General features: G+C 67.2%; 20 protein-coding genes. 14 read left to right on the forward strand and 6 right to left on the reverse strand.

From position 1 onward, the window contains the following. Positions 1-87 precede the first annotated feature (87 nt). Together C1927_RS03015 and C1927_RS03020 are read left to right on the forward strand one after the other, a co-directional pair. Complete coding sequence (locus C1927_RS03015) at positions 88-2,727, forward strand: TonB-dependent receptor (RefSeq protein ID WP_108745909.1); 2,640 nt, start codon at positions 88-90, stop codon at positions 2,725-2,727. Positions 2,728-2,798: 71 nt separating this feature from the next. Continuing rightward, positions 2,799-5,393 (forward strand): M14 family zinc carboxypeptidase, encoded by a 2,595-nt coding sequence (locus tag C1927_RS03020; RefSeq protein ID WP_108745910.1) that lies wholly within the window; start codon positions 2,799-2,801, stop codon positions 5,391-5,393. Between the two features lie 511 nt (positions 5,394-5,904). Here C1927_RS03020 and C1927_RS03025 read toward each other — a convergent pair. From C1927_RS03025 to C1927_RS03035, 3 genes are all read right to left on the reverse strand, one after another. Next, positions 5,905-6,528: a hypothetical protein gene (locus C1927_RS03025; protein WP_079220519.1), complete on the reverse strand. Its 624-nt coding sequence runs from the start codon at positions 6,526-6,528 to the stop codon at positions 5,905-5,907. A gap of 94 nt (positions 6,529-6,622) precedes the next feature. Continuing rightward, on the reverse strand, positions 6,623-7,246 hold the full coding sequence (locus C1927_RS03030; RefSeq protein WP_079225079.1) for a hypothetical protein: 624 nt from the start codon (positions 7,244-7,246) through the stop codon (positions 6,623-6,625). 230 nt (positions 7,247-7,476) lie between these two features. After that, positions 7,477-8,898, reverse strand: a complete 1,422-nt coding sequence (locus C1927_RS03035; RefSeq protein ID WP_079220520.1) for a DEAD/DEAH box helicase — start codon at positions 8,896-8,898, stop codon at positions 7,477-7,479. Positions 8,899-9,943: 1,045 nt separating this feature from the next. Here C1927_RS03035 and C1927_RS03045 point away from each other — a divergent pair. Next, entirely contained in the window at positions 9,944-10,933 is a 990-nt protein-coding gene (locus C1927_RS03045) for a fumarylacetoacetate hydrolase family protein (RefSeq protein WP_079220521.1), read from the forward strand. A 14-nt stretch (positions 10,934-10,947) separates the two neighbouring features. Next, positions 10,948-11,616, forward strand: a complete 669-nt coding sequence (maiA, locus tag C1927_RS03050; RefSeq protein WP_108747757.1) for a maleylacetoacetate isomerase — start codon at positions 10,948-10,950, stop codon at positions 11,614-11,616. Positions 11,617-11,649: 33 nt separating this feature from the next. On the opposite strand, the gene C1927_RS03055 is transcribed toward maiA, so the two are convergent. The 3 genes from C1927_RS03055 to C1927_RS03065 all read right to left on the reverse strand — a co-directional run bounded on the left by C1927_RS03055 (position 11,650) and on the right by C1927_RS03065 (position 15,718). Further along, a complete protein-coding gene (locus tag C1927_RS03055) occupies positions 11,650-13,146 on the reverse strand; it encodes a UdgX family uracil-DNA binding protein (RefSeq protein ID WP_108745911.1) in 1,497 nt (498 codons plus the stop codon). Beyond that, the gene (locus C1927_RS03060) at positions 13,127-14,410 is read right to left on the reverse strand and encodes a putative DNA modification/repair radical SAM protein (RefSeq protein WP_079220523.1); all 1,284 of its coding nucleotides are present in this window, start codon (positions 14,408-14,410) and stop codon (positions 13,127-13,129) included. The genes C1927_RS03055 and C1927_RS03060 overlap by 20 nt, the downstream gene beginning before the upstream one ends. 177 nt (positions 14,411-14,587) lie before the next feature. Further along, positions 14,588-15,718, reverse strand: coding sequence for a PilT/PilU family type 4a pilus ATPase (locus C1927_RS03065; RefSeq protein WP_079220524.1), 1,131 nt, complete (start codon positions 15,716-15,718; stop codon positions 14,588-14,590). Between the two features lie 121 nt (positions 15,719-15,839). On the opposite strand from C1927_RS03065, the gene C1927_RS03070 reads away from it, so the two are divergent. The 10 genes from C1927_RS03070 to C1927_RS03115 all read left to right on the forward strand — a co-directional run bounded on the left by C1927_RS03070 (position 15,840) and on the right by C1927_RS03115 (position 26,095). Next, on the forward strand, positions 15,840-16,205 hold the full coding sequence (locus C1927_RS03070) for a DUF4398 domain-containing protein (RefSeq protein WP_079220525.1): 366 nt from the start codon (positions 15,840-15,842) through the stop codon (positions 16,203-16,205). Further along, positions 16,202-17,086 carry an OmpA family protein gene (locus C1927_RS03075; protein WP_108745912.1) on the forward strand — a complete coding sequence of 295 codons (885 nt, stop codon included), beginning with the start codon at positions 16,202-16,204 and terminating at the stop codon, positions 17,084-17,086. The genes C1927_RS03070 and C1927_RS03075 overlap by 4 nt, the downstream gene beginning before the upstream one ends. 324 nt (positions 17,087-17,410) lie before the next feature. Further along, the gene (locus C1927_RS03080) at positions 17,411-17,647 is read left to right on the forward strand and encodes a YdcH family protein (RefSeq protein ID WP_079220527.1); all 237 of its coding nucleotides are present in this window, start codon (positions 17,411-17,413) and stop codon (positions 17,645-17,647) included. Positions 17,648-18,013: 366 nt separating this feature from the next. After that, positions 18,014-19,384, forward strand: a complete 1,371-nt coding sequence (locus tag C1927_RS03085) for a pyridoxal-phosphate dependent enzyme (RefSeq protein WP_079220528.1) — start codon at positions 18,014-18,016, stop codon at positions 19,382-19,384. A gap of 125 nt (positions 19,385-19,509) precedes the next feature. Beyond that, a complete protein-coding gene (locus tag C1927_RS03090) occupies positions 19,510-20,685 on the forward strand; it encodes a cystathionine gamma-synthase (RefSeq protein WP_079220529.1) in 1,176 nt (391 codons plus the stop codon). Between the two features lie 179 nt (positions 20,686-20,864). Then, positions 20,865-21,545, forward strand: coding sequence for an FkbM family methyltransferase (locus C1927_RS03095; RefSeq protein ID WP_254051533.1), 681 nt, complete (start codon positions 20,865-20,867; stop codon positions 21,543-21,545). 49 nt (positions 21,546-21,594) lie between these two features. Then, on the forward strand, positions 21,595-22,671 hold the full coding sequence (locus C1927_RS03100) for an NAD(P)-dependent oxidoreductase (protein ID WP_108745914.1): 1,077 nt from the start codon (positions 21,595-21,597) through the stop codon (positions 22,669-22,671). Beyond that, positions 22,668-24,623: a glycosyltransferase gene (locus tag C1927_RS03105; RefSeq protein WP_254051534.1), complete on the forward strand. Its 1,956-nt coding sequence runs from the start codon at positions 22,668-22,670 to the stop codon at positions 24,621-24,623. Before C1927_RS03100 ends, C1927_RS03105 begins: the two co-directional genes overlap by 4 nt. A 15-nt stretch (positions 24,624-24,638) precedes the next feature. Continuing rightward, positions 24,639-24,941, forward strand: coding sequence for a hypothetical protein (locus C1927_RS03110; protein ID WP_079220533.1), 303 nt, complete (start codon positions 24,639-24,641; stop codon positions 24,939-24,941). Continuing rightward, positions 24,941-26,095: a glycosyltransferase family 2 protein gene (locus C1927_RS03115; protein ID WP_079220534.1), complete on the forward strand. Its 1,155-nt coding sequence runs from the start codon at positions 24,941-24,943 to the stop codon at positions 26,093-26,095. The genes C1927_RS03110 and C1927_RS03115 overlap by 1 nt, the downstream gene beginning before the upstream one ends. Positions 26,096-26,098 lie beyond the last annotated feature (3 nt).

Below are 26,098 nucleotides of genomic sequence, written 5' to 3' on the forward strand. Positions count from 1 at the left end.
CCGTATGAAGAGATGTTATTGGTCGCGCCTGACCTGGCATGGATTACTGCGGAACTTCCGTCGTCCACTACCACCCCCCACATCGTCATGCCCCAGCACACCCTGCTCGTGGCGGCCCTGGCCGTCGCTCTGGCCGCGCCTTTGTCTGCCGCCGCCGAAACCTCCGCCGACGCCAGTGGCGAAGCCAGCACCCTGGCTGCCGTGCGCGTCACCGGTTCCAACATCAAGCGCACCGATACCGAGGCGTCCAACCCGGTGCAGGTGATCGGCCGCCAGCAGCTGGAACAGACCGGCAAGGCCACCGTCGCCGACGTGCTGCGTTCCATCTCGGCCAACACCGGCAATGCCAGCAACGAAACCACCAACAACGGCTGGGCGTCCGGCTCGGCCGGCATCGGCCTGCGCGGGCTCTCGCAGAAGAACACGCTGGTGCTGCTCAACGGCCGCCGCCTGGCCAACTACGGCTTCCCGGCAGGTGGCCTGTCCGACACCTTCGTCGACCTCAACGCGCTGCCGCTGGTGGCGGTCGAGCGCATCGAAGTGCTCAAGGACGGTGCTTCGGCCGTGTATGGCTCCGATGCGGTGGCCGGCGTGGTCAACATCATCACCCGGCAGAACTTCGAAGGCGCCGAGATCGGCGGCAGCTTCGGCGGCGCCGACCAGGGCGGCCTGCACGAGCAGAACCTGAAGTTCGTCGGCGGCCTCGGTGACCTGGACAGCGATGGCTACAACATCCTCTTCAGCCTGCAGGGCTACAACCGCGAACGCCTGGACCAGGACGAGCGCAACCTGACCAGGAGCGGCATCTACAGCGACCAGCCCGGCGGCCGCTGGAACGGCTGGTCGGCCAAGGGCGCGCGCTACCTCGTCAACGGCGTCTCGGTGCCGATGCTCGATGCCGACGGCAACTGCCCCACTGGCACCACCCGCGTCGCCAGCGCGCCCATCGACGGCCTGGCCGGTGATACCTGCGGCTTCAACCAGGCGCCGTACACCACTCTCATTCCGTCGACCAAGCGCTACCAGGCCTACGCCAACGGTACCTTCCGCCTCGGCGAGAACGTGGAGGCCTTCGGCGAAGTGCTCTATAGCCAGATCAAGAGCGCCGCGTGGTTCGGCAGCAGCCCGTTCTTCACCCTGGAAAGCGGCCGCTTTGCCCTGAACGCCGAAACCGGCCTGGCCGAACCGGTGTCGTCCAACCTACCGGCTAGCAGCCCGTACAACCCGTACGGCCGCGCCGTGCCGATCGAATACACCTTCTTCGACCTCGGCGGCACCATCAAGACCAACCGCTCCACCGCCTATCGCGGCGTGGTCGGCCTGCGCGGCAGCACCGCCGCCTGGGATTGGGAAGTGGCCGTGTTCGGCGCACGCAGCAGCGAGCGCGAAACGGTGTCCGGCGGCTTCGCCAACCGCTGGGCGCTGGCCGATGCGCTGGCCAGCGGCAGCTACAACCTGCTCAACCCGTCGGCCACCCCGCAGTCGGTGATCGATGCCATCAACATCTCCACCCTGCGCCCAGCCGAATCGGTACTGCAGGGCGTGGATGCGAAGATCTCCGGCACTCTGGGCCGCACCTGGGCGGGCGACATCGGCTTTGCCGCCGGTGCCGAGTGGCGCCGCGAGAAGCTCGATTCCAACAATCCCTGGCAGATCGACGCCGGCCTGCAGGTGCGCCCGGCCATTGCCGAAGTACACGGCGAGCGCAAGGTCAGCGCCGCCTATGCCGAAGTGAACGTGCCGCTGGCCTCGGGCCTTGAACTGTCCGCCGCCGCGCGTGCCGACCACTACGACGACTTCGGCGACGCGTTTTCGCCCAAGCTCGGCCTGCGCTGGCAGCCGCTGGATTTCCTGCTGGTGCGTGCCTCGGCGTCGAAGGGCTTCCGCGCGCCGTCGCTGTCGGAGAATTCCAACAGCACCAGCATCGCCTACGGCAGCGTGGTCGACCCGCGTGATCCGGACGTGCCGGGTTCGCGGCAGAACCCGACCTTCTTCACCGTCGGCAACAGCGAGCTGAAGCCTGAGCGCACCAAGAGCGTGAACTTCGGCGTGGTGCTCTCGCCCTGGGCCAACACCAGCCTCAGCGTCGACTATTACCGCATCCAGCTGGACAACCTGGTCGGCACCAACAACACCCAGACCCTGGTCAACGACAACGTGGCCGGTGCCGTGCAGCGCGACGAGCGCGGCAAGCTGCAGGCCGTGTTCAACCGCTACCAGAACCTGAGCGAGCTGAAGACCTCGGGCATTGACGTCGAGCTGCGCCAGCGCATTCCGACGGCCGCGCTGGGCGACTTCACCCTGTCCTCGGCCTACACCCACGTGCGCGACTACCGTCGCCCCACCGTGGTGGGCGGCCCGCTGGTGGATTACGCCGGCAGCAACCTCGGCGCCACCCTGCCGAAGAACAAGGCGACCACCACGCTGGACTGGACCTACCGCGATTTCACCACCGCCATCACCTGGTACTACACCAGCGGCTACGACCAGAAGGCCAGCACCGCCGCCGCGGCCGTGCAGGACCGCGTCGACGCGTACAACCAGTTCGACCTGTACCTGGCCTACGCCGGCATCGACAAGCTGACCGTCTACGCCAAGGTGCAGAACCTGGCTGACAAGACGCCGCCGTACGACGCCTCGTTCCCGGGCATCCGCGCGCCGTACGACTTCAGCCAGTACGACCTGCGCGGCCGCTACTTCACCCTCGGCTTCGATTACCGCTTCTGATGCCATCGCCGCAGCCGGCCACCCCGTGTGGCCGGCCGCGTTGCCGCTGTCCTGTTTCCTGGGGAGTCACCGTGTCCTTCCACCGCCGTGCCGTTCTTCCGCTGCTTCTTGCCGCCGCCACCGCCTTGTCCTCGCCGCTGCCGGCGCAGGCCCAGAGTGCGTACTTCTTCCCGCAGGCTACCGACGCTGCTGCGTTCGATGCCGCCATTCCCACCCCCGAGCAGTTCCTCGGCTACCCGATCGGCAGCCGCTACACCCGGCATGACCAGCTGGTGGCCTACTTCCAGGAACTTGCCAAGCACTCGGACAAGATCCGCGTGCAGCAGATCGGCCGCAGCTACGAAGGCCGCCCACTGCTGATCGCCACCGTCACCGCCGCCGACAACCAGGCGCGCATCGAACAGATCCGCCAGCAGCACGCCACCCTGGTCGACCCGGCGCAGCCGCGCAGCGCGGCCGGCGACAGCCCGGTGGTGGTCTGGCTGGGCTACAGCGTGCATGGCAACGAAACCTCCAGCGGTGAAGCGGCGATGCTGACCGCCTACTACCTGGTGGCCAACCGCAGTGCCGAAACCCAGCAGTGGCTGCAGCAGTCGGTGGTGCTGTTCGACCCGGCGCAGAATCCCGATGGCCGCGACCGCGCGGCGAACTGGCACAACGCCTGGGCGTCCGACCCGGCGTCGGCCGACCCGGCCGACAAGGAACACGTCGAGCCGTTTCCGCAGGGGCGCACCAACCACTACTTCACCGATCTCAACCGCGACTGGCTGGCGCTGACCCAGCAGGATTCGCGGCCCAAGATCGACGTGTTCCACCAGTGGTACCCGAACGTGCAGATCGATTTCCACGAGATGGGCAAGGACAGCACGTACTACTTCGAGCCCTCGCCGAAGAGCATGCACAGCCCGCTGATTCCGGCGGCGTCCTACGAGTTCAACAAGACCCTGGCCAAGTACCACGCACAGTCGCTGGATGCGTTGGGCTCGCTGTACTACACCGGCGAAAACTTCGACAACTTCTCGCCGGTGTACGGCTCGACCTATCCGGACTTCCACGGTGCGGTCGGCGTCACCGTCGAACAGGCCAGCTCGCGTGGCCGCGTACAGGAATCGGTGAACGGCCTGCTGACCTTCCCGTTCACCATCCGCAACCAGGTGGCCACCGGCCTGGGCACCGTGCGTGGTGCGGTGACCGAGCGCAGTGGCCTGTTCGATCTGCAGAAGAGCTTCTTCCAGAGCGCCCTGAAGCAGGCCGCGCAGCAGCCGGTGAAGAGCTTCGTGTTCGGCGATGCGCATGACCCGGCACTGACCCGCCGCCTGCTGGAGTTGTTGCTGCTGCATCGCATCGACGTGCATGCACTGGATCGCACGGTGACGGTCGACGGCCAGCGCTTCGACGCCGGCAGCGCATACGTGGTGCCGGTGCAGCAGGCGCAGTTCCGCCTGGTCCATTCGATCTTCGCCGAGACCCCGTCCATCAAGGGCGACGTGTTCTACGGCAGCACCAGCTATGCCATTGCACCGGCCTACGGCGTGGCGTTCGCTGGCAGCCGCAGCCGCATCGATGGCGGCGCCAGCGTAACCGCGCTGCCGCCGCTGCAGGGCGCGGTGAACGGCGGCCAGGCAGGCTTCGCCTATGCCATCGACTGGCGCGACTACAATGCTGGCCATGCGCTGGCCGCGCTGCAGGCCAAGGGGCTGAACGCACGCGCGGCATTCAAGCCGTTCAGCAGTGCCACCGCACAGGGCCAGGTCGACTTTGCCGCGGGCACCCTGATCATTCCGGTGGCCGGCCAGCCGTTGCAGGGTGCGGCCCTGCTCGAAGCGGTGAGCGGCGCCGCGCGCGATGCCGGTGTGCAGGTACATGCCCTGTCCAGCGGCCGCAGCAGTGAAGGCATCGACCTCGGCAGCGATGGCGTCAAGGCACTGCGCAAGCCGGCCGTGGCGCTGGTGATGGGCGAGGGCGTGGCTGCCACCGAGATCGGATCGGCCTGGTTCCTGCTGGACCAGCAACTGCACCTGCCGGCCAGCAAGCTGGACCCGCAGCAGCTGGGCAAGGTTCCGCTGGACCGCTACACCACGATCGTGCTGTCCGGTGGCACCTACACCGGCATCGACGCCACTGCCGTGGCCGCGCTGAAGCGCTGGGTACAGGCGGGGGGCTCGCTGGTGACCTACGGCAGCGCATCGAAGTGGGCGGTGGAGCAGAAGCTGGCCGAGGGCGAGACGCTGGGCAAGGATGAGGAGGCGGGTGACGCTGACCGTCGCGCATTCGGTGACCAGCGTGACATCGCCGCGATCGAGCGGGTGAGCGGCAACATCCTCAGCGCCGACGTCGATACCAGCCATCCGCTGGCCTTCGGCGTGCCGCGTCGGCAGCTGGCGATCAACAAGGAAAACACGGTGACGCTGCAGCCGAGCGCGAACCCGTTCTCGACCGTGGTGCGTATCGATGCGACGCCGCGGGTGAATGGTTACCTGTCCGAGCGCAACCGGGCGCGGGTGGCGGGCAGCGCATGGCTGCTGGTGTCGGCGCAGGGGCAGGGCAACGTGGTGTTGTTTGCCGATGACCCGGCGCATCGCAAGTACTGGCATGGCACGGATCGCCTGCTGATCAACGCGATCTTCTTCGGGAATCTGGTGAATCCGGCCAAGGCGCGGGGTTGAGGCGATTGGCGCCTTGTTGATGCTGGGGGCGGGAGGACGGATGGGCCGCGCAGGACACGCCGCAAGTACGTCCGTGTAGGCTCGTAGGCGCCATCCATGGCGCCTGCGGTCCTGCGCAACCCATCCGTCCTCCCCAGACAGTTTCCTGCGGGCGCGGACGCATCACACCCAAGGCGGGAGCAAGGGCAAAAGCAGAAGCATCGGCTTCGGCTTTTGCTCTTGAATTTGAATTTGAATTTGATCTTTCTTCCTCCGGCTACCCCGCGGGAGAAGGAAGGCGCTGGAAATGTCTGAAGCGTTGGGGAGCGGGGGCGGCGCAAAACCGTGAGGCGCATGGATGCGCCGACCGAGCCCCATGGATGGGTTTACGGCGTGTTTTGCGCCGCCCCCGCTCCCCAACGCCCCCGCACAACCCACCGCAGGCTCCAGAACCATCCAGGTAGCCAGCCAAAAAAAGACGGCGCCTCAGCGCCGTCCCTCGGTAACCACCCCCGCGCAGCGGGAACAACCGTTAGAAGCTGGCGCGCACGCCCACCCTGTACTCGGATACGTCCTTGTCGAACTGGCCTTCCAGTACAACGCCCCAGGTATCGGTGAAGCTCACCTGCCCGCCCACCACGCCATACCAGCGCGCGTCCTGCCCATCGCCGCCGTTGGCGTAACCGCCTTTCAGCCAGCCTTCGAGCGTCTCGGTGAACCGGTTGCGCACGCCCACCATGCCCAGCACCTCGTTGAACCGGGAGGTCTCGCGGAACCGTGCGTCGTCGAGGCGGTAGTCCGATTTCGCCGAACGGTGGTTCCAGGCGAACTCGCTGGTGAAGTCCAGACCGTCGCTGATCGGCGCGTGGTATCCCACGCCCAGGTACGGAACGTCGAGTGTGGTCTTCACCCGCGCAGCGCCCGCGTGCTCGCTTCCGCTGACCCGCGATGCGCCGACGATCACGTGGAACTGCGGCGCGACCGCGAACGAACCCCGCACGTAGCCACCATCGGCCGTGATGTCACCGGCGCTGCCGGCGTCCAGCTGCAGCCGGTTCCAGCCGCCTTCCACGTACGTGTAGCTGAGCTCGTCGCTGGCCGAGGCCAGCAGTGGCGTTGCAAGCAGCAGGCCGGTTGCCAGGAGCATCTTGCGCATCGTTCAAGTCCTTATGGGGTGCGAGGGTGCAGGGCCGCGCAACCCCGTACCGCAGTACGGGGTCGTGCAGGTGCCAGGAAAACGCAGGCTTCAATCAGAAGCTGGCGCGGACGCCGACGCGGTACTCGGCGAAGTCATCGTAGAACTGGCCTTCGGCAACCACGCCCCAGGTGCGGTTGAAGCTGACCTGGCCACCGACGGTGCCGGTCCAGGTGCCTTTGAAGTGGTCGCTGCCGTCCATGTAGCCGGCCTTGAGCCACGCTTCGGTCTTTGCCGAAGGCTTGCCACGCACGCCGAAGTTGCCCACGGCGGTGTTGACGGAGGTCTTGGTGGAGTAGGTCAGGCCATCGGAATGGATTTCGCCCTTGCCCGTGCGACGGTTCCACGCGATGTCGGCGGTGAAGTCCACGCGCTCGCTCATCGGCATGTGGTAGCCGATGCCCAGGTGGGGCTGCTCGAGCGTGGTCTTGACGCTGGAGAAGGCGTAACGGGTGGTGTCGCTCACGCGCGACCAGCCACCGAACACGTTGACCTGTTCGGCGATGGCGAAGGAACCTCGCACGTAGCCGCCATTGGCCTTCGGGTCGTTGAGGATGCTGGAGTTCATCTGCAGCTGGTTCCAGCCGCCTTCCACGTAGGTGTAGCTCATGCCGTCGTCGGCAAGGGCGGTCAGCGGAGCGGCGAGCAGCAACGTCGAGGCCAGGAAAATCTTGCGCATCATGCGGGTCCTTGTCATGCAGCGATCCAGACCGGGACATGCAGGGACGCGCCCCGGCTGCGACGTCGTGTCGCTGGCCGAGTCTATCCATATTTCACACGCCGTGAACGTTCTGCGCCGCCGATGGCGCGGCCGGTATCCAATCATTCAGCAAGCGCGCTGCGGCCTGCGCCAACAAAAAAGGGACGCAGCTTGCGCTGCGTCCCTTCGTGCATTGCAGGCGTGGGCAATCAGCCGGCGCGACCGCCGCCGTTGCCGCCCTGGCTGCGGCCACGGCCGCCACCATTGCCGCCACCGCCACGACGCTGGCCCTGGCCGGCGCCCGCACCGGCGCGCTGCTGGCCGTTGCCACCGCCCTCGCGACGGCCGCCGCCGGCCTTCTTCGGGCCTGCGTGCGCGTGGCGCGGCGCATCACCGTGCGGACGACGCGCATGGCTCTTGCGCGGTGCGCGCTCGCCGGTATCGTGCTCGGCCTTGCCCGGTGCACTGTTGCCCCAGCGGATCGGCGTCTGCAGCTCGAAGCCCGGCACGTCGCGGATGTCCATGTCGCGGCCCAGCAGGCGGGTGATCGCGCGCAGCAGCTTCACTTCATCCTGTGCCACCAGCGAAATCGCCTGGCCGGTGGAACCGTTGCGGCCGGTACGGCCGATGCGGTGCACGTAATCCTCGGCCACCATCGGCAGATCGAAGTTGATCACCTTCGGCAGTTCGTTGATGTCGATGCCGCGCGCGGCGATGTCGGTGGCCACCAGCACGGTCACGCGACCGGCCTTGAAGTCACCCAGGGCACGCAGGCGCTGGCCCTGGCTCTTGTTGCCGTGGATCGCCGCGGTCTTGATGCCGGACTTTTCCAGGAACGTGGCCAGCTTGTCGCTGCCGTGCTTGGTACGCGCGAAGACCAGGGTCTGCTCGCGGCTGTCCTGCGCCAGCAGGTGCAGCAGCAGGTCGCGCTTGCGGCTGCCATCGACCGGGTGCACGCGGTGGGTGATGGTTTCGGCCACGGTGTTCTTCGGCGTCACCTGGATCTGTTCCGGGTTGCGCATGAACTCCAGAGCGAGCTGGCGGATGTTGTCCTCGAAGGTGGCCGAGAACAGCAGGGTCTGGCGGTTCTGCTTCGGCAGCTTGGCGAGGATGCGCTTGATCGACGGCAGGAAGCCCATGTCGAGCATGCGGTCGGCTTCGTCCAGGATCAGCACTTCGATGCCCGACAGGTCGACGCTGCGACGCTCCAGGTGATCGATCAGGCGGCCCGGGCAGGCGACCAGCAGGTCCACGCCACGGCGCAGGATGTCCAGCTGGTTGCCCATGCCGACGCCGCCGTAGATGCAGGCGCTGGGGATGCGCAGGTACTTGCTGTAGCCGCGCAGGCTGTCATGCACCTGGGTGGCCAGTTCGCGGGTCGGGGCCAGGATCAGCGCGCGCGGCTTGCGCGGGCCGCTGCGCACTTCCTGCGAGGCGGTGCCCAGGTGCTGCAGCAGCGGCAGGCCGAAGGCGGCGGTCTTGCCGGTACCGGTCTGTGCGCCGGCCAGCAGGTCGCGACCGGCCAGCGCCAGCGGGATCGCCTGCTGCTGGATCGGGGTCGGGTTTTCGTAGCCCTGCTCGGCGAGCGCGCGCAGCAGGAAAGGCGCGAGGCCCAGGGATTCAAAAGACATTGAGATTGCTCCAAGTACAAGAAACGCCTGTCCGAACGGACAGACGGGGGCAGATCAAACTGATCGGCTGACTCGGAGCGTTCCCGTGAACCGCGCTGCGAGAATTGGGTGCAGCCGGCACGGAGCGCAGGCTGGAATGCGTGACGAACGGCGTCGGAGTGGGGGCGGGCGAAGAGGGCGGACCCAGGTCGCCGGCGATCCCGGAGGGAAACGGACGGCCGCTGCAGACCCTGTAAGTCTAAACGATCTTCAAGACTCCACGCAAAAACCCCTGTTCAGGTAGGGGGGGTGTCTGCAGGGCTTGCAGCCCTGCACCCGCCTCAGATCAACGTCAACTTCAAAAGCCTGCATTCCGTGGGTTGGCGGGGCGGGTCCGGTTGAGGGGGACGCCGTAAACCCCCAGGCCGGCCCAGCCGCTGGCGGCTGTGCGTTCGGGCGCTTGCGAAGCAGTGCTTCGCAAGCAAAGCGCCCTCACCCATGGGGGCTTGGTCGCGCCATCCATGGCGCTCACACCCCCTCAACCGGACCCACCCCGCCTTCGACAGGTTCCTGCGATCTGTCGGAACGGCGTTCTGCTTTGGTGGGTGCCGACCGTTGGTCGGCACCCAATGTGGAATTCGATATCTGACAGATTCATCCACGCATGGCGTGGATCTACTGGAACGGCGTCCGGCAGTAGATCCACGCCATGCGTGGATGATTTATTCGATATCTGACAGATGTGTCGACCAACGGTCGACACCCACCAACAGCCGCGTGAACCTGTCGAAGGTGGGGCGGTGTCGGATTGCGGGGTGTCCGCCGCATGGATGCGGCGGCCAAGCCTACAGGGACGTACTTGCGGCGTCCCCGCAATCCGACACCGCCCCGCCAAACCACGGATCGCCCGCTTTTGACGTTGACGTTGCTTCTGCAGGTGCAGGGCTGCAAGCCCTGCCGAACCCCCCACTACGGTAGGGTGGGCCGATGCCGCGCTGCAGCTTGGCTACACCGCACATTTGATTACACTTGAAACTTGTTTGCCCACGACTCCGGACACCCACCCATGAAGCTTGGTTCTTTGAAGGAAGGCGGCCGCGACGGCACCCTGATCGTCGTCTCGCGTGACCTGCGCCACGGCGTGCGCGCCACCGGCATTGCCGCCACCCTGCAGCAGGCCCTGGAGGACTGGAGCCACATCGCCCCGCGCCTGAACGCCCTGTACGAATCGCTGAACGCCGGCGACGCCGATGGCGTCTTCGACCTCGACCCGCAGGCGCTGGCCGCGCCGATGCCGCGTGCCTACGAATTCGTTGATGGCAGCGCCTACCTGCCGCACGTCGAGCGCGTGCGCCGCGCCCGTGGCGCCGAGGTGCCGGAAAGCTTCTACACCGATCCGCTGATGTACCAGGCCACCAGCGCCGGCTTCCATGGCCCGCGCGATGCGGTCAAGGTGGTCAGCGAGGAGTACGGCATCGACCTGGAAGCCGAGATCGTGGTCATCACCGACGACGTGCCGATGGCCGCCACCCCGGAACAGGCCGCTGGCCACATCCAGCTGGTCGGCCTGGTCAACGACGTCTCGCTGCGCAACCTGATCCCCGGCGAACTGGCCAAGGGCTTCGGTTTCCTGCAGTCCAAGCCGCGCTCGGCCTTGTCGCCGGTGTTCGTCACCCCCGATGAGCTGGGCACCGCCTGGCAGGACAGCAAGGTGCACCTGCCGCTGCTGACCCACATCAATGGCCAGTGGTTCGGTGCGCCGGAAGCGGGCGTGGACATGCAGTTCAACTTCGCCCAGCTGGTCGCGCATGCGGCGAAAACCCGTCCGCTGGGCGCCGGCACCATCGTCGGCTCGGGCACCATCGCCAACGAGGACACCAGCAAGGGTGCCTCCTGCTTCGCCGAGCAGCGCACCGTGGAAACCCTGCGCGACGGCAAGCCGAGCACGCCCTTCATGTCCTTCGGTGACGTGGTGCGCATCGAGATGCTCGACGCCGCCGGCAACAGCATCTTCGGTGCGATCGAACAGCGCATCGAACAGGCGGCCAGGCCCTGAGCATGGAGGCGGCGATGGACATCCTGGTTGACGACGGCCTCGTGCTGTACACCTACTGGCGATCCAGCGCCGCCTACCGCGTGCGCATCGGCCTGTTCCTGAAAGGCCTGGCTTGGGAGGGCCGGCCGGTGCACCTGGTGCGCGATGGTGGCGAGCAGCATGCCGACGCCTATGCCGCGCTCAACCCGCAGCAGCTGGTGCCGGCGCTGCTGCATGAGGGACACACGTTCACCCAGTCGCTGGCGATCCTCGAGTACCTCGACGAGCGCTTCCCGCAGGTGCCGCTGCTGCCGGCCGATGCGGTCGGCCGCGCGCGGGTGCGGGCACTGGCCCAGCTGGTGGCCTGCGACATCCATCCGATCAACAACCTGCGGGTGATGCAGTACCTCGAACGCCGCCTGGAAGCACCGGCCGACGCGCGCACGCAGTGGACCCTGCACTGGATGGCCGACGGCTTTGCGGCGATGGAGTCGATGCTCGCGGGCAGTGCGGATACCGGCGTGTTCTGCCACGGCGACCGCCCTGGCCTGGCCGACATCTGCCTGCTGCCGCAGCTGTACAACGCGCACCGCTTCGGTCTGGACCTGGCCCCGTACCCGACCCTGCGCCGCATCGAGGCCGCCTGCCTCGCACTGGACGCCTTCGACCGCGCCCGCCCGGAAAACCAGCCCGACGCCGCCTGACAAGCCGCTTCGCTCGCCGCGCGTGGCCCGGCGCTACCGGTCGGACGTCGGTGGCAGCGCCAGGCCATTCCCGGCGGATTCCGCGTCGTCGGCCCGCACACGGCGCAGGTCATCGCGGAACAGCCGGTAGGCCGCCTCGCGCCGCACGTCATCGCCCTGCCGCAATACCCACGCCGGGTGCACGGTGGCGTAGCCGAGGGTGCCGTCTTCCAGCGTGTGCCAGCGCCCGCGGTCGCGTGACAGCTGGAAACCCGCGCCGAACACCGACGCGGCGGCCGTGGCGCCCAGGCAGACGATGAGCTGCGGCCGCACCCGCGCGATCTCGCCCAGCAGCCACGGTTGGCAGGCGCGCACATGGCGGCTTTCCGGCCGCTTGTGCAGGCGGACCTTGCCGCGCCGCTCGTGGTGGAAATGCTTGACCGCATTGGTCAGGTACAGCGTGGCGCGGTCGATGCCGATTTCGGCCAGGGCACGGTCCAGCAGCTGGCCGGCCGGCCCGGCAAAGGGCCGGCCACACAGGTCCTCGGTATCGCCGGGTTGCTCGCCGATCACCATCACCCGCGCATCGGCCGGGCCCTGGCCAAACACCACCTGGGTGGCCGGCTCCCACAGCGGGCACTGCCGGCAGCCAGCGGCCTGGGCGCGCAGTGCCTCCAGGCTGTCGGCGCTGGAGGCAGGCGGTGCCTGCGCCGGCCGCTGCGGAATCTTCCGCTGCGGTGCCTGCGCGGGCCGGTCGTGCATTTCCTGCACGCGATCGGCGGCGTCGCGCACCAGCCCGGGCAGCAGCTGTGCTTCCGGCAGGTGCCGCCAGTACCGCGCCGGCATCTCCTGCAGCATCATCCGGGTGTTCAACCGGGCCGGGTTGAAGATGCTGGCGTAGTAGGTCTGCCACAGCGATTCGCGCGCATCCTCGGCCGGTGCATCTTCGCGGCGGGCGCCGGCCCCGAACGCCAGCGCCTGGCCATCCCAGTGCACGCTGCGGCCGGGGGTGAGGATGGCCCAGCGCATGCCAGCGAAGCGGCGCGCGAAGAACGGCGCGACCCGCTCGACAATGTTGTGGTCCGGCTCGAACCAGGCAATGAAGGCATCAGCCTGGCCGGGCACCTCGCGGAAGCGCACGAAGGCCTTCATCTTGTGGGTGTCGCGGCGCACCGCCTGGGTCAGGGCCATTGCCCGCAGCACGTCGGCATCGGCTGGATTGGACAGCACGCTGCGTTCGCCATGGGCGATGCGCCACAGCAGCCGGTACAGCAGGGCCAGGCGCTGCGGCTCGCGGTGGCACAGGCAGGTCGCCGCCAGCTCCATGAAGTCGCGTGGCACGTTGGGGGCGCTGGCGTCGGCGGGCAGGGCGGCACTCTGCACGGAAGGCGCATCCAGCAGCGAGGCATCGCTGCCTTCCAGCCAGTCCAGCTGCGCCGGTGCCACGCCGCGCAGCAGGGCCTCGCGCGCGGCCTCGCGCCAGGCCTCCAGCGACCACGGCGGGTCCACCCGCAGTGACCAGCGCTGCGCGTCAGGCGGCGGGCGGTGCATCGAACAACGAACCCTGGCGCGGTGGCGGGGCCAGCTGCGCGCGCAATGCCGCCGGATCATCCAGTGCCTTGCGCGGATGGTGGTCGGCCAGCAGCACGAACGGCAGCAGCTTGCTCATCGGTGCCTTCAGCCGGGCCACGTCGGCTACCCGCAGGCGGCCATGCCGCCGGGCCATCAGTACCCGCTTCACGTTGCGCACGCCCAGCCCGGGCACGCGCAGCAGCAGTTCCTTCGGCGCGCGGTTCAGGTCCACCGGGAAACGCTCGGGGTGGCGGATCGCCCAGGCCATCTTCGGGTCGATGTCCAGGTCCAGCATGCCGTCCTGGGTGGTGTCGGTGATCTCCTCCACGCCATAACCGTAGAAACGCAGCAGCCAGTCGGCCTGGTACAGGCGGTGCTCGCGCTGCAGGGGTGGCGGCTGCAGGGGCAGCTGGCGGCTGGCATCGGGAATGGGGCTGAAGGCCGAGTAATAGACCCGGCGCATGCGGTAGTTGCCATACAGGGCATCGGCGCTGGCCAGGATCTGCTGGTCGTTGGCCCCGTCGGCGCCGACGATCATCTGCGTGCTCTGCCCGGCCGGGGCGAAGCGCGGCGGGCGAGGGCGCGCGCTGCGGGTGGCCAGCGGCGCGACCACGGCCGGCGCCTTGCGTGCCTCCTTGGCCTCCTCGATGCGCCAGCGCAGCTCGCCCATTGCACCACGGATCGACTGCACGGTCTTTTCCGGCGCCAGCGCGCTCAGGCCGGCCTCGGTCGGCAGTTCCACGTTGATCGACAGCCGGTCGGCATAGCGCCCGGCACTGGCCAGCAGCTCGGGCGAGGCCTCGGGAATGGTCTTGAGGTGGATGTAACCGGCGTAGCGGTGTTCCTCGCGCAGCTGCCGCGCCACTTCCACCATCTGTTCCATGGTGTAGTCGGCATTGCGGATGATGCCGCTGGAAAGGAACAGGCCCTCGATGTAGTTGCGCTTGTAGAAGTCCAGGGTCAGCGCGACCACTTCGTCCACGCTGAAGCGCGCCCGCGGCACGTTGCTGGACACGCGGTTCACGCAGTAGGCGCAGTCGTAGACGCAGAAGTTGGTCAGCAGGATCTTCAGCAGCGACACACAACGGCCATCGGGCGTGTAGCTGTGGCAGATGCCCATGCCTTCGGTGCTGCCGATACCGCCGCTGGCGCGCGAATCCCGCTTGCCCGCGCCGCTGGAGGCGCAGGAGGCGTCGTACTTGGCGGCGTCGGCCAGGATGGCCAGCTTGCGGATGGTTTCCATTGAGGAAACCTACGGACAGCGGGTCTCATTGGATGAGACAGCCCCTTAACCCTTCAGGATTCCGCCGGGCATGGCCCGGCGCTACCTTGGGGAACGTGCATGGCCCGGTGGCACCTGGGCAACAGGCATGGCCCGGTGATACCCGTAGCGCCGGGCCATGCCCGGCGTCCGGGCGGCTCAGAAGCCGTGGGTGATGCTGGCCTGGGTCGGCGAGGAGAAATCCGCGTACGGATCGTGCTCGCCGCTGCTGCCTTCGGACAGGCGGAACTTCAAGGCCAGGCCGTCGCGCGAGTCGGCGGCGCGCAGCGCTTCCTCCTGCTCGATCACCCCGTTCTTGGCCAGCCGGAACAGGCACTGGTCGAAGCTCTCCATGCCTTCTTCCAGCGAGGCCTCCATCGCGGCCTTGATCTCGTGCACCTGGCCGCGGCGCAGCAGGTCGCGGATCATCGGCGTGTTGATCAGCACCTCGGTGGCCGGCAGGCGACGGCCCTCCTTGTTCTTCACCAGGCGCTGGCTGATCACCGCACGCAGGTTCAGCGCCAGGTTCATCAGCACGTTCTTGTGCGCGCTTTCCGGGAAGAAGTTGAGGATGCGCTCGATGGTCTGGTCGGCGTTGTTGGAGTGCAGGGTGGCCAGGCACAGGTGGCCAGTCTCGGCGAAGGCGATGGCCGCCTCCATGGTTTCCGCATCCAGGATCTCGCCGATCAGGATCACGTCCGGCGCCTCGCGCATCGCGTTCTTCAGCGCGTTGTGGAAGGCATGGGTGTCCAGCCCGACCTCGCGCTGGTTGACGATCGACATCTTGTGCTTGTGCAGGTACTCGATCGGGTCCTCGATGGTGAGGATGTGCCCAGTGGTCGTACTGTTGCGGTGGTCGATCATCGATGCCAGCGAGGTGGACTTGCCCGAGCCGGTGGACCCCACCACCAGCACCAGGCCACGCGGGGTCATGATGACGTCCTTCAGCACCTGCGGCAGGTTGAGCTCTTCGATGCTCGGAATCCGGCTGCGGATGGCGCGGATGACCATGCCGACCTCGCCCCGCTGCTTGAACACGTTGACACGGAAGCGCCCGGCATCGGCCAGAGCGATGGCCATGTTGAGTTCCAGCTCGCGTTCGAACTGGGGCACCTGGCCCTCGTCCATCAGCGAATAGGCGATTTTCTTCACCATTCCCGGCGGCAGGCCAGTATTGCCCAGCGGGTACAGCTTGCCCTCGATCTTGATGTAGACCGGCGCACCGGTGGTCAAGAACATGTCCGAAGCGTTCTTTTCGGTCATCAGCTTCAGGAAGTAGCCGATATCCATTGCGAATTTTCCCCAACGAAACTGCCGACGCCCGTTGCAAGCACGGTGTCGGCTTGACGACAATGGCCGTGAACCGACAACCGGTACGGCCTCCCCAATGAAACGACTTAGCTTCGCACGAATGCGCCACAGCCTGTATGTGATGGCGTTTGCATTCGCACTCTCTGCCCCCGTCTGGGCGCAGGATGGCGCACAGGAACTGGCCCAGGCCCGGCAGGCGGTGGACAAGGCCACCCAGGCCGACGCCGACCAGTACGCCCCCGATCTGATCGGTCTGGCCCGCCAGGGCCTGGAGCAGGCCCAGCGTGCCGCCGGCGACCGCCGCGAACGCAAGAACGCCCCGGCGCTGGCCCTGCGCGCCGCCGCCGATGCCGACCTGGCCCGTGCCCGCAGCGAGGAAGCCACCGCCACCGCCCAGCTGCAGCTGCGCCGCAACGAGGTCAACCAGCTGCAGCGCCAGCTGTCGACCGGGGAGGACCGCCGATGAAGCCGATCTCCGCCCTGGCCCTGGCCACCGCGCTGGCGCTGCCGGCCCTGGCCACCGCCGCCGACAACCCGATGGTCGGCCAGCTGACCCAGCGCCTGATGAACATCCAGGCCAATCCCGACACCGCCGAGCTGGCCGCGTTCGAACGCATGCAGGCCCAGCAGGCCATCACCACCCTGGACAAGGCCAAGCGCCGCGACCAGGAACTGGCCACCTACCTGGCCGAACGCCGGGTCGAGATCGCCGAGACCAGCGTGCGCGCCGCCCTGGCCGCCCGCGAGGTGGACCGCCTGGACCGCACCCGCAGCGACCTGCTGATCGAAGCCAGCCGCCGCGATGCTGCCCGTGCCCGCCAGGAAGCGGAACAGCTGCGCATGCAGGCGCAGATGCAGGCCGAGGAAGCCGAGCGCCTGCGCCAGGCCGCCGAAGCCGAGACCCTGGCCCGCCAGGACGCCGAGAACGCCCTGACCAGCGTGGCCGGCAAGCAGCAGCAGCGCCTCAGCTCGGCCCAGCAGAACGCGGCCAAGCTGGCCCGCGAGGAAGCCGAGCTGGTGTCCGGGCAGAAGCTGCCGGGGTCGAAGTTCGATGCCCGTGGCGAAGTCTTCACCCTGGGCGGCGACGCCTTCGGCGCCGGTGCGGCCAGCCTGTCCGGCGGTGCGAAGAACCAGGCCAAGGCGCTGGCGGAGTACCTGAACATCGGCAAGAAGGGCCGGGTCCGCATCGAGGCCTATGACAGCGCCAATGGCGTCGGCCAGAAGCGCGCCGAAGCGCTGCGCGATGCCCTGGTTTCGGCCGGTGTCGCCAGCAGCCGCATCCAGGTCAGCGGCAAGAAGGCAGCGTCCACCAAGGCCCGCTCGGCCGAGGTCATCGTCGCGCCGTAATTGCTTGAATCTGTTTGTTTTTCGTTGCGTTGAGTATTCAGCCTGAACCCCGCCCCGGCGGGGTTCGGTCTTTTTGTCGCGGGGGTCTTGTACCCGGCCCGGAGCAGGCGTAGGGTCAATCGTCCGGGACGCAATGCCGCGGACCGGACGATGGGAGGGCCGGGCCGATGAAAGCAGGGCGCGAACCGCAGCAGACCGACGTGCGCAGGCCAGTGCCGCAGGTCGTTGTGGGCACCCATGTGGCAATCGACCGGCGCTCCTCCATGAACAACGCCCCGTGCCTTGCGGCCGGGGCGTTCGTGTATCTGTCGAAGGAGGTCCATCATGTTTGAAGATCAGCCCCAGAGCGAGATCGACGCCCGTCGCGCGCGTGATCCGGAGTTCCGGGCACTCCATGACCAGCACCGCAAGTTGAACAAGAAGTGCATGGACGCGGAGCTGGGTGTACTCCCGATCGATGATGTCACCCTGGGTCGCATGAAGCGCGAGAAGCTGCTGGCCAAGCAACGCCTTCTGCGTATGTACGAAACACCGCTCGCAACGACGTCCCCCACGCACTGACGCTCCGGTCGCGCCGGGAACGGCGTGACCTGGCCAACGATGGCCCCGCGGTTGCCGGCAACGGCGGCCGCGCCAAGGCACCACAGGCGGTGGTGCCTTGGCCTGCAGGCACGGCCTGCAACCCTGCGCATACCTTCAGTCCACCGATGCGGGCGGTACTGGTCTCCTCGTCGATCCGGGGCCGTCCGCATCCCCTTGGGCGCCCAGCCGAGCATGGGCTCGGCTCTACAAAGGCTCAGCTGGTGGGTGCCGACCGTACCCTGGTGGGTGCCGACCGTTGGTCGGCACGCCCCACTCCTGACTTTCACGACTATCCGGCGGATAATCATCTGTCCGGCCCTGCGTGGCGCGAACCGAAGTTTCCGAATGCCCATCCATTCCTCCGTCCTCGAACTCATCGGCCAGACTCCCATCGTCAAGGCCCAGCGCCTGGATACCGGCGTCTGCGAGCTTTACCTGAAGCTCGAAAGCGCCAACCCGGGCGGATCGATCAAGGACCGCATCGGTCTGTCGATGATCGAAGCAGCGGAACAGCGCGGCGACCTCAAGCCCGGCGCGACCCTGGTCGAAGGCACCGCCGGCAATACCGGCCTGGGCCTGGCGCTGGTGGCGCAGCAGAAGGGCTACAAGCTGATCCTTGTCGTCCCCGACAAGATGAGCCGCGAAAAGATCTTCAACCTGAAGGCGATGGGTGCCGAAGTGCGCCTGACCCGTTCGGACGTGGCCAAGGGCCACCCGGAGTACTACCAGGACCTGGCCAAGACCATCGCTGACCAGACCCCGGGCGCGTACTTCATCAACCAGTTCGGCAACCCGGACAACCCGGCCGCGCACGAATTCGGCACCGGTCCGGAAATCCTCGAGCAGATGGGCGGCGACCTCGACGCCATCGTGTTCGGCTGCGGCAGCTCGGGCACCATGACCGGCCTGTCGCGCGCCTTCGCCAAGCTGTCGCCGAAGACCGAGCTGGTGCTGGCCGATCCGGTCGGCTCGATCCTGGCCGAGTACATCAACGACGGCAACCTGAACGACAAGTCGGGCAGCTGGCTGGTGGAAGGCATCGGCGAGGACTTCCTGCCGTCGATCTCGGATTTCAGCCGCGTCAAGAAGGCGTATCCCATCACCGATGCGGAGAGCTTCCACACCGCCCGCGAGCTGCTGGGCAAGGAAGGCATCCTCGGTGGTTCGTCCACCGGCACGCTGCTGGCCGCCGGCCTGAAGTACTGCAGGGAACAGACCACGCCGAAGAAGGTGCTGGTGCTGGTGCCCGACACCGGCAACAAGTATCTGTCGAAGATGTACAACGACTACTGGATGCTGGACAACGGTTTCCTGGAACGCCCGCAGCACGGCGACCTGCGCGACCTGATCCTGCGCCCGTACGGCCAGCGCGACACCGTGGTGATCGGCCCGAACGACCTGCTGACCACCGCCTACCAGCGCATGAAGCTGTACGACGTGTCGCAGCTGCCGGTGATGGACGGCGACCAGCTGGTCGGCATCGTCGATGAAAGCGACGTGCTGCTGCATGTCTACGGCGATGAAGCGCGCTTCCGCGACCCGGTGGCCACGGCCATGGTCAGCAAGCTGGACCGCCTGGACGTGAAGTCGCCGATCGAGGCACTGCTGCCGGTGTTCGACCGCGGCCAGGTGGCCATTGTCATGGACGGCGCCGCCTTCCTCGGCCTGATCACCCGCATCGACCTGCTGAACTACCTGCGCCGTCGCGTTCAGTAAGCGGCAGATCGCCGCTGATCCCTGCTTATTCCCGGTTTATCCGCGTCAAAGCTCGTTAAGACTGCGCTGATAGACTTTTGATGCTTTGGCGGCGCCGTATGTCGGCGCCAATCAGGAAACGACACATGTCCAACCCTTCTTCGCCCGACCGCGCGCTGGCGCTGGCCACGCTGGCCATCCATGGCGGCCAGTCGCCCGACCCGAGCACCGGCGCGGTGATGCCGCCGATCTACGCTACCTCGACCTACGCCCAGTCCAGCCCGGGTGAACACCAGGGCTTCGAGTACTCGCGTACGCACAACCCGACCCGCTTCGCCTACGAGCGCTGCGTTGCGTCGCTGGAAGGTGGCACGCGTGGTTTCGCCTTCGCCTCGGGCATGGCCGCCAGCTCCACCGTGATCGAACTGCTGGACGCCGGCAGCCACGTGGTGGCCATGGACGACATCTACGGCGGCAGCTTCCGCCTGTTCGAACGCGTGCGCCGCCGCACCGCCGCGCTGGATTTCAGCTTCGTCGACCTGACCGACCTGGCGGCCTTCGAAGCGGCGATCACGCCGAAGACGAAGATGGTCTGGATCGAGACCCCGACCAACCCGATGCTGAAGATCGTGGACATCGCCGCGGTCGCCGCCATCGCCAAGCGCCATGGCCTGATCGTGGTGGTCGACAACACCTTCGCCTCGCCGATGCTGCAGCGTCCGCTGGAGCTGGGCGCGGACCTGGTGCTGCACTCGGCCACCAAGTACCTCAACGGCCACTCGGACATGGTCGGTGGCATGGTCGTGGCCGGCGACAATGCCGAGCTGGCCGAGCAGATGGCCTTCCTGCAGAACTCGGTGGGTGGCGTGCAGGGGCCGTTCGACAGCTTCCTGGCCCTGCGTGGCCTGAAGACCCTGCCGCTGCGCATGAAGGCGCACTGCGCCAATGCGCTGGCCCTGGCCCAGTGGCTGGAAAAGCACCCGGCCGTGGACAAGGTGATCTACCCGGGCCTGCCCTCGCACCCGCAGCATGAACTGGCTGGCAAGCAGATGTCCGGCTACGGCGGCATCGTCTCGATCGTGCTGAAGGGCGGTTTCGACGCGGCCAAGCGCTTCTGCGAGAAGACCGAACTGTTCACCCTGGCCGAGTCGCTGGGTGGCGTGGAAAGCCTGGTCAACCACCCGGCGGTGATGACCCATGCCTCGATCCCGGTGGCACGCCGCGAGCAGCTGGGCATCAGCGATGCACTGGTGCGCCTGAGCGTGGGCGTGGAAGACCTGGGTGACCTGCAGGTGGACCTGGAGAACGCACTGGCGATGTAAGCGCCCGCCTGCGGGCGTGGCTTGATGGAGACTGCAGCCTGGAGCAGAAGATGAACGCACCCGAGCGTGGGTACAGAGACACCAGTGCACCTGGCATGCCGGCAGGCATACAGGATTGGCGCGTTCAACGGATCTCCACCGATGCCGGTGACCTGTGGTTTCCAATGGAAGACCAGGTGATGCGCGAGCATGCCCGCAACAGCGGGCACTGGGACGCCGAGGTCGGCAAGGTGCTGCTGGACGCAGCAAGGAACCGCGCCGAGGGTATGTTCATCGATGTCGGCGCAAACGTGGGCTACTTCTCCTGCCTGCTGTCGCAGCGCTATCCGGCCCTGCGCACGCTGGCATTCGAACCGCAGCCGAAGATGAGCGATCTGCTTCGGCTCAACGTCTGGCCGCACGGTGACCGGGTCCGCGTGCATGCCTGCGCGCTGGGTGAGGCACGCGGTGTCATCGGGCTGCGCAGCTCGCCCAACAACCTGGGCGATACCCGTGGCGTGGAAGACGATGCCGTGGACATGCTGGTGCCCTGCATCAGCCTGGATGCCCTGTATCCGGAGCTGCAGGCCGACGTCGTCAAGATCGACGTGCAGGGGTACGAGCTGCAGGTGCTGCGTGGCATGGCCGGCGTGATCGCACGATCACCGGGCATACGCATCGTCGTGGAATTCAGCCCGGCGCTGCTGAGTGCCGAGCACATCGACCCCCTGCAGGCGCTGGATGCCTATCGGGCGTTCGGCCTGCGCCTGCTGGTGATAGGCGATGGCTCCCTGCAGGAACTGAACAACGGCGAGATCCTTCGCCACTGCGCCACTGCCGGCCCGTCGGGCCAGGTAGATCTGCTGCTTTCCCGCGACTGAAAGATGTTGCGTGGCAACGGCCACTAGAACGAACAAGGAATTCATGACAATGCAGAAGGCAGTAATCGTCACGGGCGGCGCAGGCTTCATCGGGTGTGCGCTCTCCGCGCAGCTCAAGGCGTTTGGTCTTCCCATCGTGGCGGTGGACAACCTGCACCCCCAGATCCACGCGGAATCGCGCCGGCCTGATGCACTGGACGCGGACGTGGAGCTGATCGTCGGCGACGTCACCGAGGCCGCGACCTGGGAAAAGGTGCTCGACCGCTGGCACCCGTCCATCGTGGTGCACCTTGCTGCCGAGACCGGCACCGGGCAGTCGCTGACCGAGGCGTCGCGCCACGCGCACGTCAACGTCGTGGGAACCACGGCGATGATCGATGCGTTCTCGGCCCGCAACCTGGTGCCTGACCATGTGCTGCTGGCCTCCAGCCGCGCGGTGTATGGCGAAGGCGCATGGCTGGATGCCGATGGCACGACGTTCTATCCGCCGCCGCGTTCGCATGCCGTCCTGGCGCGGGCGGAGTGGGACGCGGCATCCCCTTCGGCGACGGGTCCGGCGCAGCCGCTGCCGCATCGCGCAGACGCCGTGTTCCCGGCCCCGACCAGCGTGTACGGCGGCACCAAGCTGGCGCAGGAGCACATCCTCGCCGCGTGGTGTGGTGCGATGCAGGTCCCGCTGTCGGTCTTCCGCCTGCAGAACGTGTACGGCCCGGGCCAGTCGCCCTTCAACGCCTACACCGGCATCATCACGCTGTTCCACCGGCTGGCACGCAAGGGCCAGGCGCTGGACATCTACGAAGACGGCTTGATCGGGCGCGATTTCGTCTACATCGATGACGTGGTGGCAGCCCTGGTGGCAGGCCTGCGCAGCCCGCCGTCAGGCGTGCGCACCCTCGACGTTGGCAGTGGCGTGGTTACCACCATCGCCGATGCTGCCCGTGCGATCGCCGCCATGCACGACGCTCCGGCGCCCGTGGTCTGCGGCAAGTTCCGCGACGGCGACGTGCGCTGGGCCGTTGCCGATGCATCGCCGCTGGCGGCGTCGCTGGGCGTGCGTGCGCAGGTTTCCTTCGATGAAGGTGCGCGCCGTGTCGGCCAGTGGTTGATCGAGCGGGGGTACGCATGAGCCAGTCGTCGTCCATGGATGAGCCCTGCGCTGTCGTCACGCTGGCGGCAATCACGGGGTCGCCGCGGGACTGGCTCGATTCGGTACGCTCGCTGGAGAAGGTGCAGGACAGCAACGGCTGCTTCATCGCCGCCTGGGACAACGTGACCGCCGAGCAGTGCTTCAAGGGTGCCAAGGCACAGCTGCTGTCGGCGTGGACGCTGTCGGCGGCCCTGTCCAGCGTGCTCGAACAGCGCCCTGGCCTTGAAGCGGTGCTCGTGGCCGGCTCACCCGTCGCGGTGCCGCCGGCGGTGCTGCAGCGGGCGCTGGCCTGGATGCGCGACGACCCGCGCATTGCATCGGTATCGTTCCTGTCCAATGCCGCCGGCATGCTGAGTTTCCCCTACCGCAATTCGCCCACGCCCTATGGCATCGGTGGCATGGATGAGGTGGGCGTGTGTGCGCGCCTCCGGCAGACCCTGCCGGACAGCGGGCCGGTGTCGCTGCAGGTTCCGGTGGGACCGGCCGTACTGGTGAACGCATCCGTGCTGCGCGCGCTGGGCGGGCTGGACGACCAGCGCGACAATCTCGTCTCGCTGTCGCTGGCCGAGTTCGGCCTGCGCAGCGCACGCCGCGGCTTCCGCCATGTGCTCGACGCCGGCACCTACGTCACCGCGCAGTGGACGGCGACGGGTGCTCCGGTGGAAGCCACCGAAGATGCGGGATCGCGCGCATCGCTGCATGCGGCCGATGCCAGTTTCCCGGCCCTGCATGACCAGCTGCGTGCATCGGAAAAATCGCCGCTGGCCATCGCCCTGGATGTAGCCAGGTCGAAGGTACAGGGACTGCGGATCCTGATCGACGGCTCCTGCCTGGGGCCGATGGAGATGGGCACCCAGGTGCAGACTCTGGCGCTGGTGCGCGCGCTGCTGCGCCGCGAGGATGTCAGCCGGGTGATCCTGGCCGTGCCGCACGGTCATCTGCCGGTGTACGCCGCCGACCTGATGCTGCAGCCGAAGGTGACCCTGTGCAATGCGGCGGACCTGCGCTTCGAGGGCGCCGACGAAGTGGATATCCTGCATCGTCCCTTCCAGCCCGACAGCCTGATTCCCTGGGATCGCTGGCGCCAGCTGGCCAGGCGCACGGTGGTGACCCTGCAGGATCTGATCGCCTACCGGATCGGCAACTACCACGACAGCGGCGAGCGTTGGCTGCAGTACCGCAGCAACATCGAGACGGCCGCGCGCAACGCCGATGCGATCGTGGCCATTTCGGCAGACACCCGCGATTCCGTGGTCGAGGAGCGGCTGCCGATCGACCTCCAGCGCGTCCACATTGCCAAGAATGGCGGCGACCACCTCGCCGATACCGATGTGGAGCAGATTCCGGCCGAGCTGGTCGCCCGTGGCATGGCTGCGATGCCGTTCCTGCTGGTGCTCGGCGCGAGCTATTCGCACAAGAACCGTGACCTGGCCATCCGTACCTGGAACACCCTGCGCGAGCGTGGCCATGCCGTCGGGCTGGTGCTGGCGGGTGCCGTGGTAGCCAAGGGCTCGTCGCGGCAGGAAGAGGCCCTGGCACGGCGGACATCCGACGAGGACGCGCTGCTGGTGCTGCCCGACGTCAGCAGCGCCGCGCGCAACTGGCTGCTGCGCCATGCGGCCATCGTGCTGTACCCAACCTCCGCCGAGGGATTCGGCCTGGTGCCCTTCGAAGCGGCAGCCATGGGCACGCCCACCGCGCACGTCAACTTCGGGCCGCTCCGCGAGCTGATCGATTCGCCTGACCTGCCGCGTGACTGGGACCCGGCGCACATGGCCGACTACTGCCAGCAGCTGCTGGCGGACCCGCAGCAGGGCGCTCGCAACATCCGCCACATCCTTGCAAGTGGTGCCCCATTGACCTGGGACGCAACGGCCACTGACCTCGTCCACGCCTACCGCCAGATCCTGGCTGGCGCACCGCGCCACTAATGGAATATTGAACGCATGAATACCACTGACCTGGATGGAATTTCCCTGGAGCAGGCGCTGATCGACTTCGAAGTCGCCAACGCCCGCGTGATGGACCTGACGTCGCGCCTGACGTCGATGAGCCGTGAGCTGATCAGCGCACGTTCCGAACTGGAGCGCATCAAGGTCGAGCAGGCCACGCAGCGGGTCGTGCCGGTGGTGCCGCCTGCCCTGGTTGCCGAGCATGCCGAGCTGAAGGAGCGGTTCGAGCGCGTGCGTTCGTCGCGCGCGGTGCAGATTGCAGCGATCTTCAGCGGCAAGCTGCGGCGGTTCCTCTGATGACCCGGCCACGCATCCTGCATTGCATCACCGTCTACAACGGACGGGCCTTCGTGCCTGCCGCCATCGAAAGTGCGATCCGCATGGACCAGACGCACGCGCAGATCGATGTGCTGGTGCTGGACGATGCCAGCCCGGAGCCGGGCTGGAGCGAGGAGCTGGCTGCGTTCTGCCGCGAGCGCGACGTCATGTATTACCGGACGCCGCGCAACCTCGGCATTCCGCGCAACGTGAGCCTGGGCATGCTGACTGCGGTCAAGCGCGGCTACGACTACGTGGTGATCAGCAATTCGGACGTGCTGTACCCGCGCGACCTGATGGGGCAGATGCTGGAGGTTTCCCGGCAGCCCGGTGTGGGTTCGGTCACCGCCTGGTCCAACAACGTTTCGATCTATTCGCTGCCGAATGAAGATCCCAACCGCTTCCTGCATGACCAGGGCGTGGTTGACTGGGTGCATGCCGGCCTGGCGGGGCATTTCGGCGATGCCGCCATGGATATTCCGGCGGGCATCTCGTTCTGCATCCTGATTTCCACCGATGTCGTGCGCGAGGTCGGCATCATGGACCCGTGTTTCGGCCGCGGTTACTGCGAGGAGACGGACTGGAGCCTGCGCAGCCTCGCCGCCGGTTACCGCATCGTGCTGGCGCCGGGCACCTACGTGTTCCACCACGGCCGTGGTTCCAACCTGGATGCCGGCATCGTGTCGCTCAATGCGACCACGGTGCCTGCCAACGAGGCGATCATCGATCTGCGCTACCCGTTGTTCCGCCGGCAGGTGGATGCGTTCGTGCAGTCCGGCGTGCTGGCCCGAGCGCATGAGGATGCGATCCGCAAGCTGGTGGTCAGTGCAGGCCAGCAGTTCGGTTATGGCATCGATGTGGGCTGGGTTGCGCGCGACCGCACGGATGAGAGCCAGGTCATCGTCCAGTTCTCACCCGACGCGGCACAGGGCGACGTGGTGGCATCGTTCCGCGGTTTCCGCCTGCCCATGAAGCTGGCGTCCGGCGACCTGGGCGCGCAGGTCCGCGCCGTGTTCGGCACCGAGCCGTCGGTGTTGAACCTGTTCGATCGCGGCGGCGTGGCAGAGTCGCTGTCGGCCGAGTTCGCTTCGGTGGCGCGCCCCGGCTTCGGGAACTATCCGGCAACGATCTGACGC

The sequence above is a fragment of the Stenotrophomonas sp. ZAC14D1_NAIMI4_1 genome, from assembly GCF_003086775.1.
Classification (GTDB): domain Bacteria; phylum Pseudomonadota; class Gammaproteobacteria; order Xanthomonadales; family Xanthomonadaceae; genus Stenotrophomonas.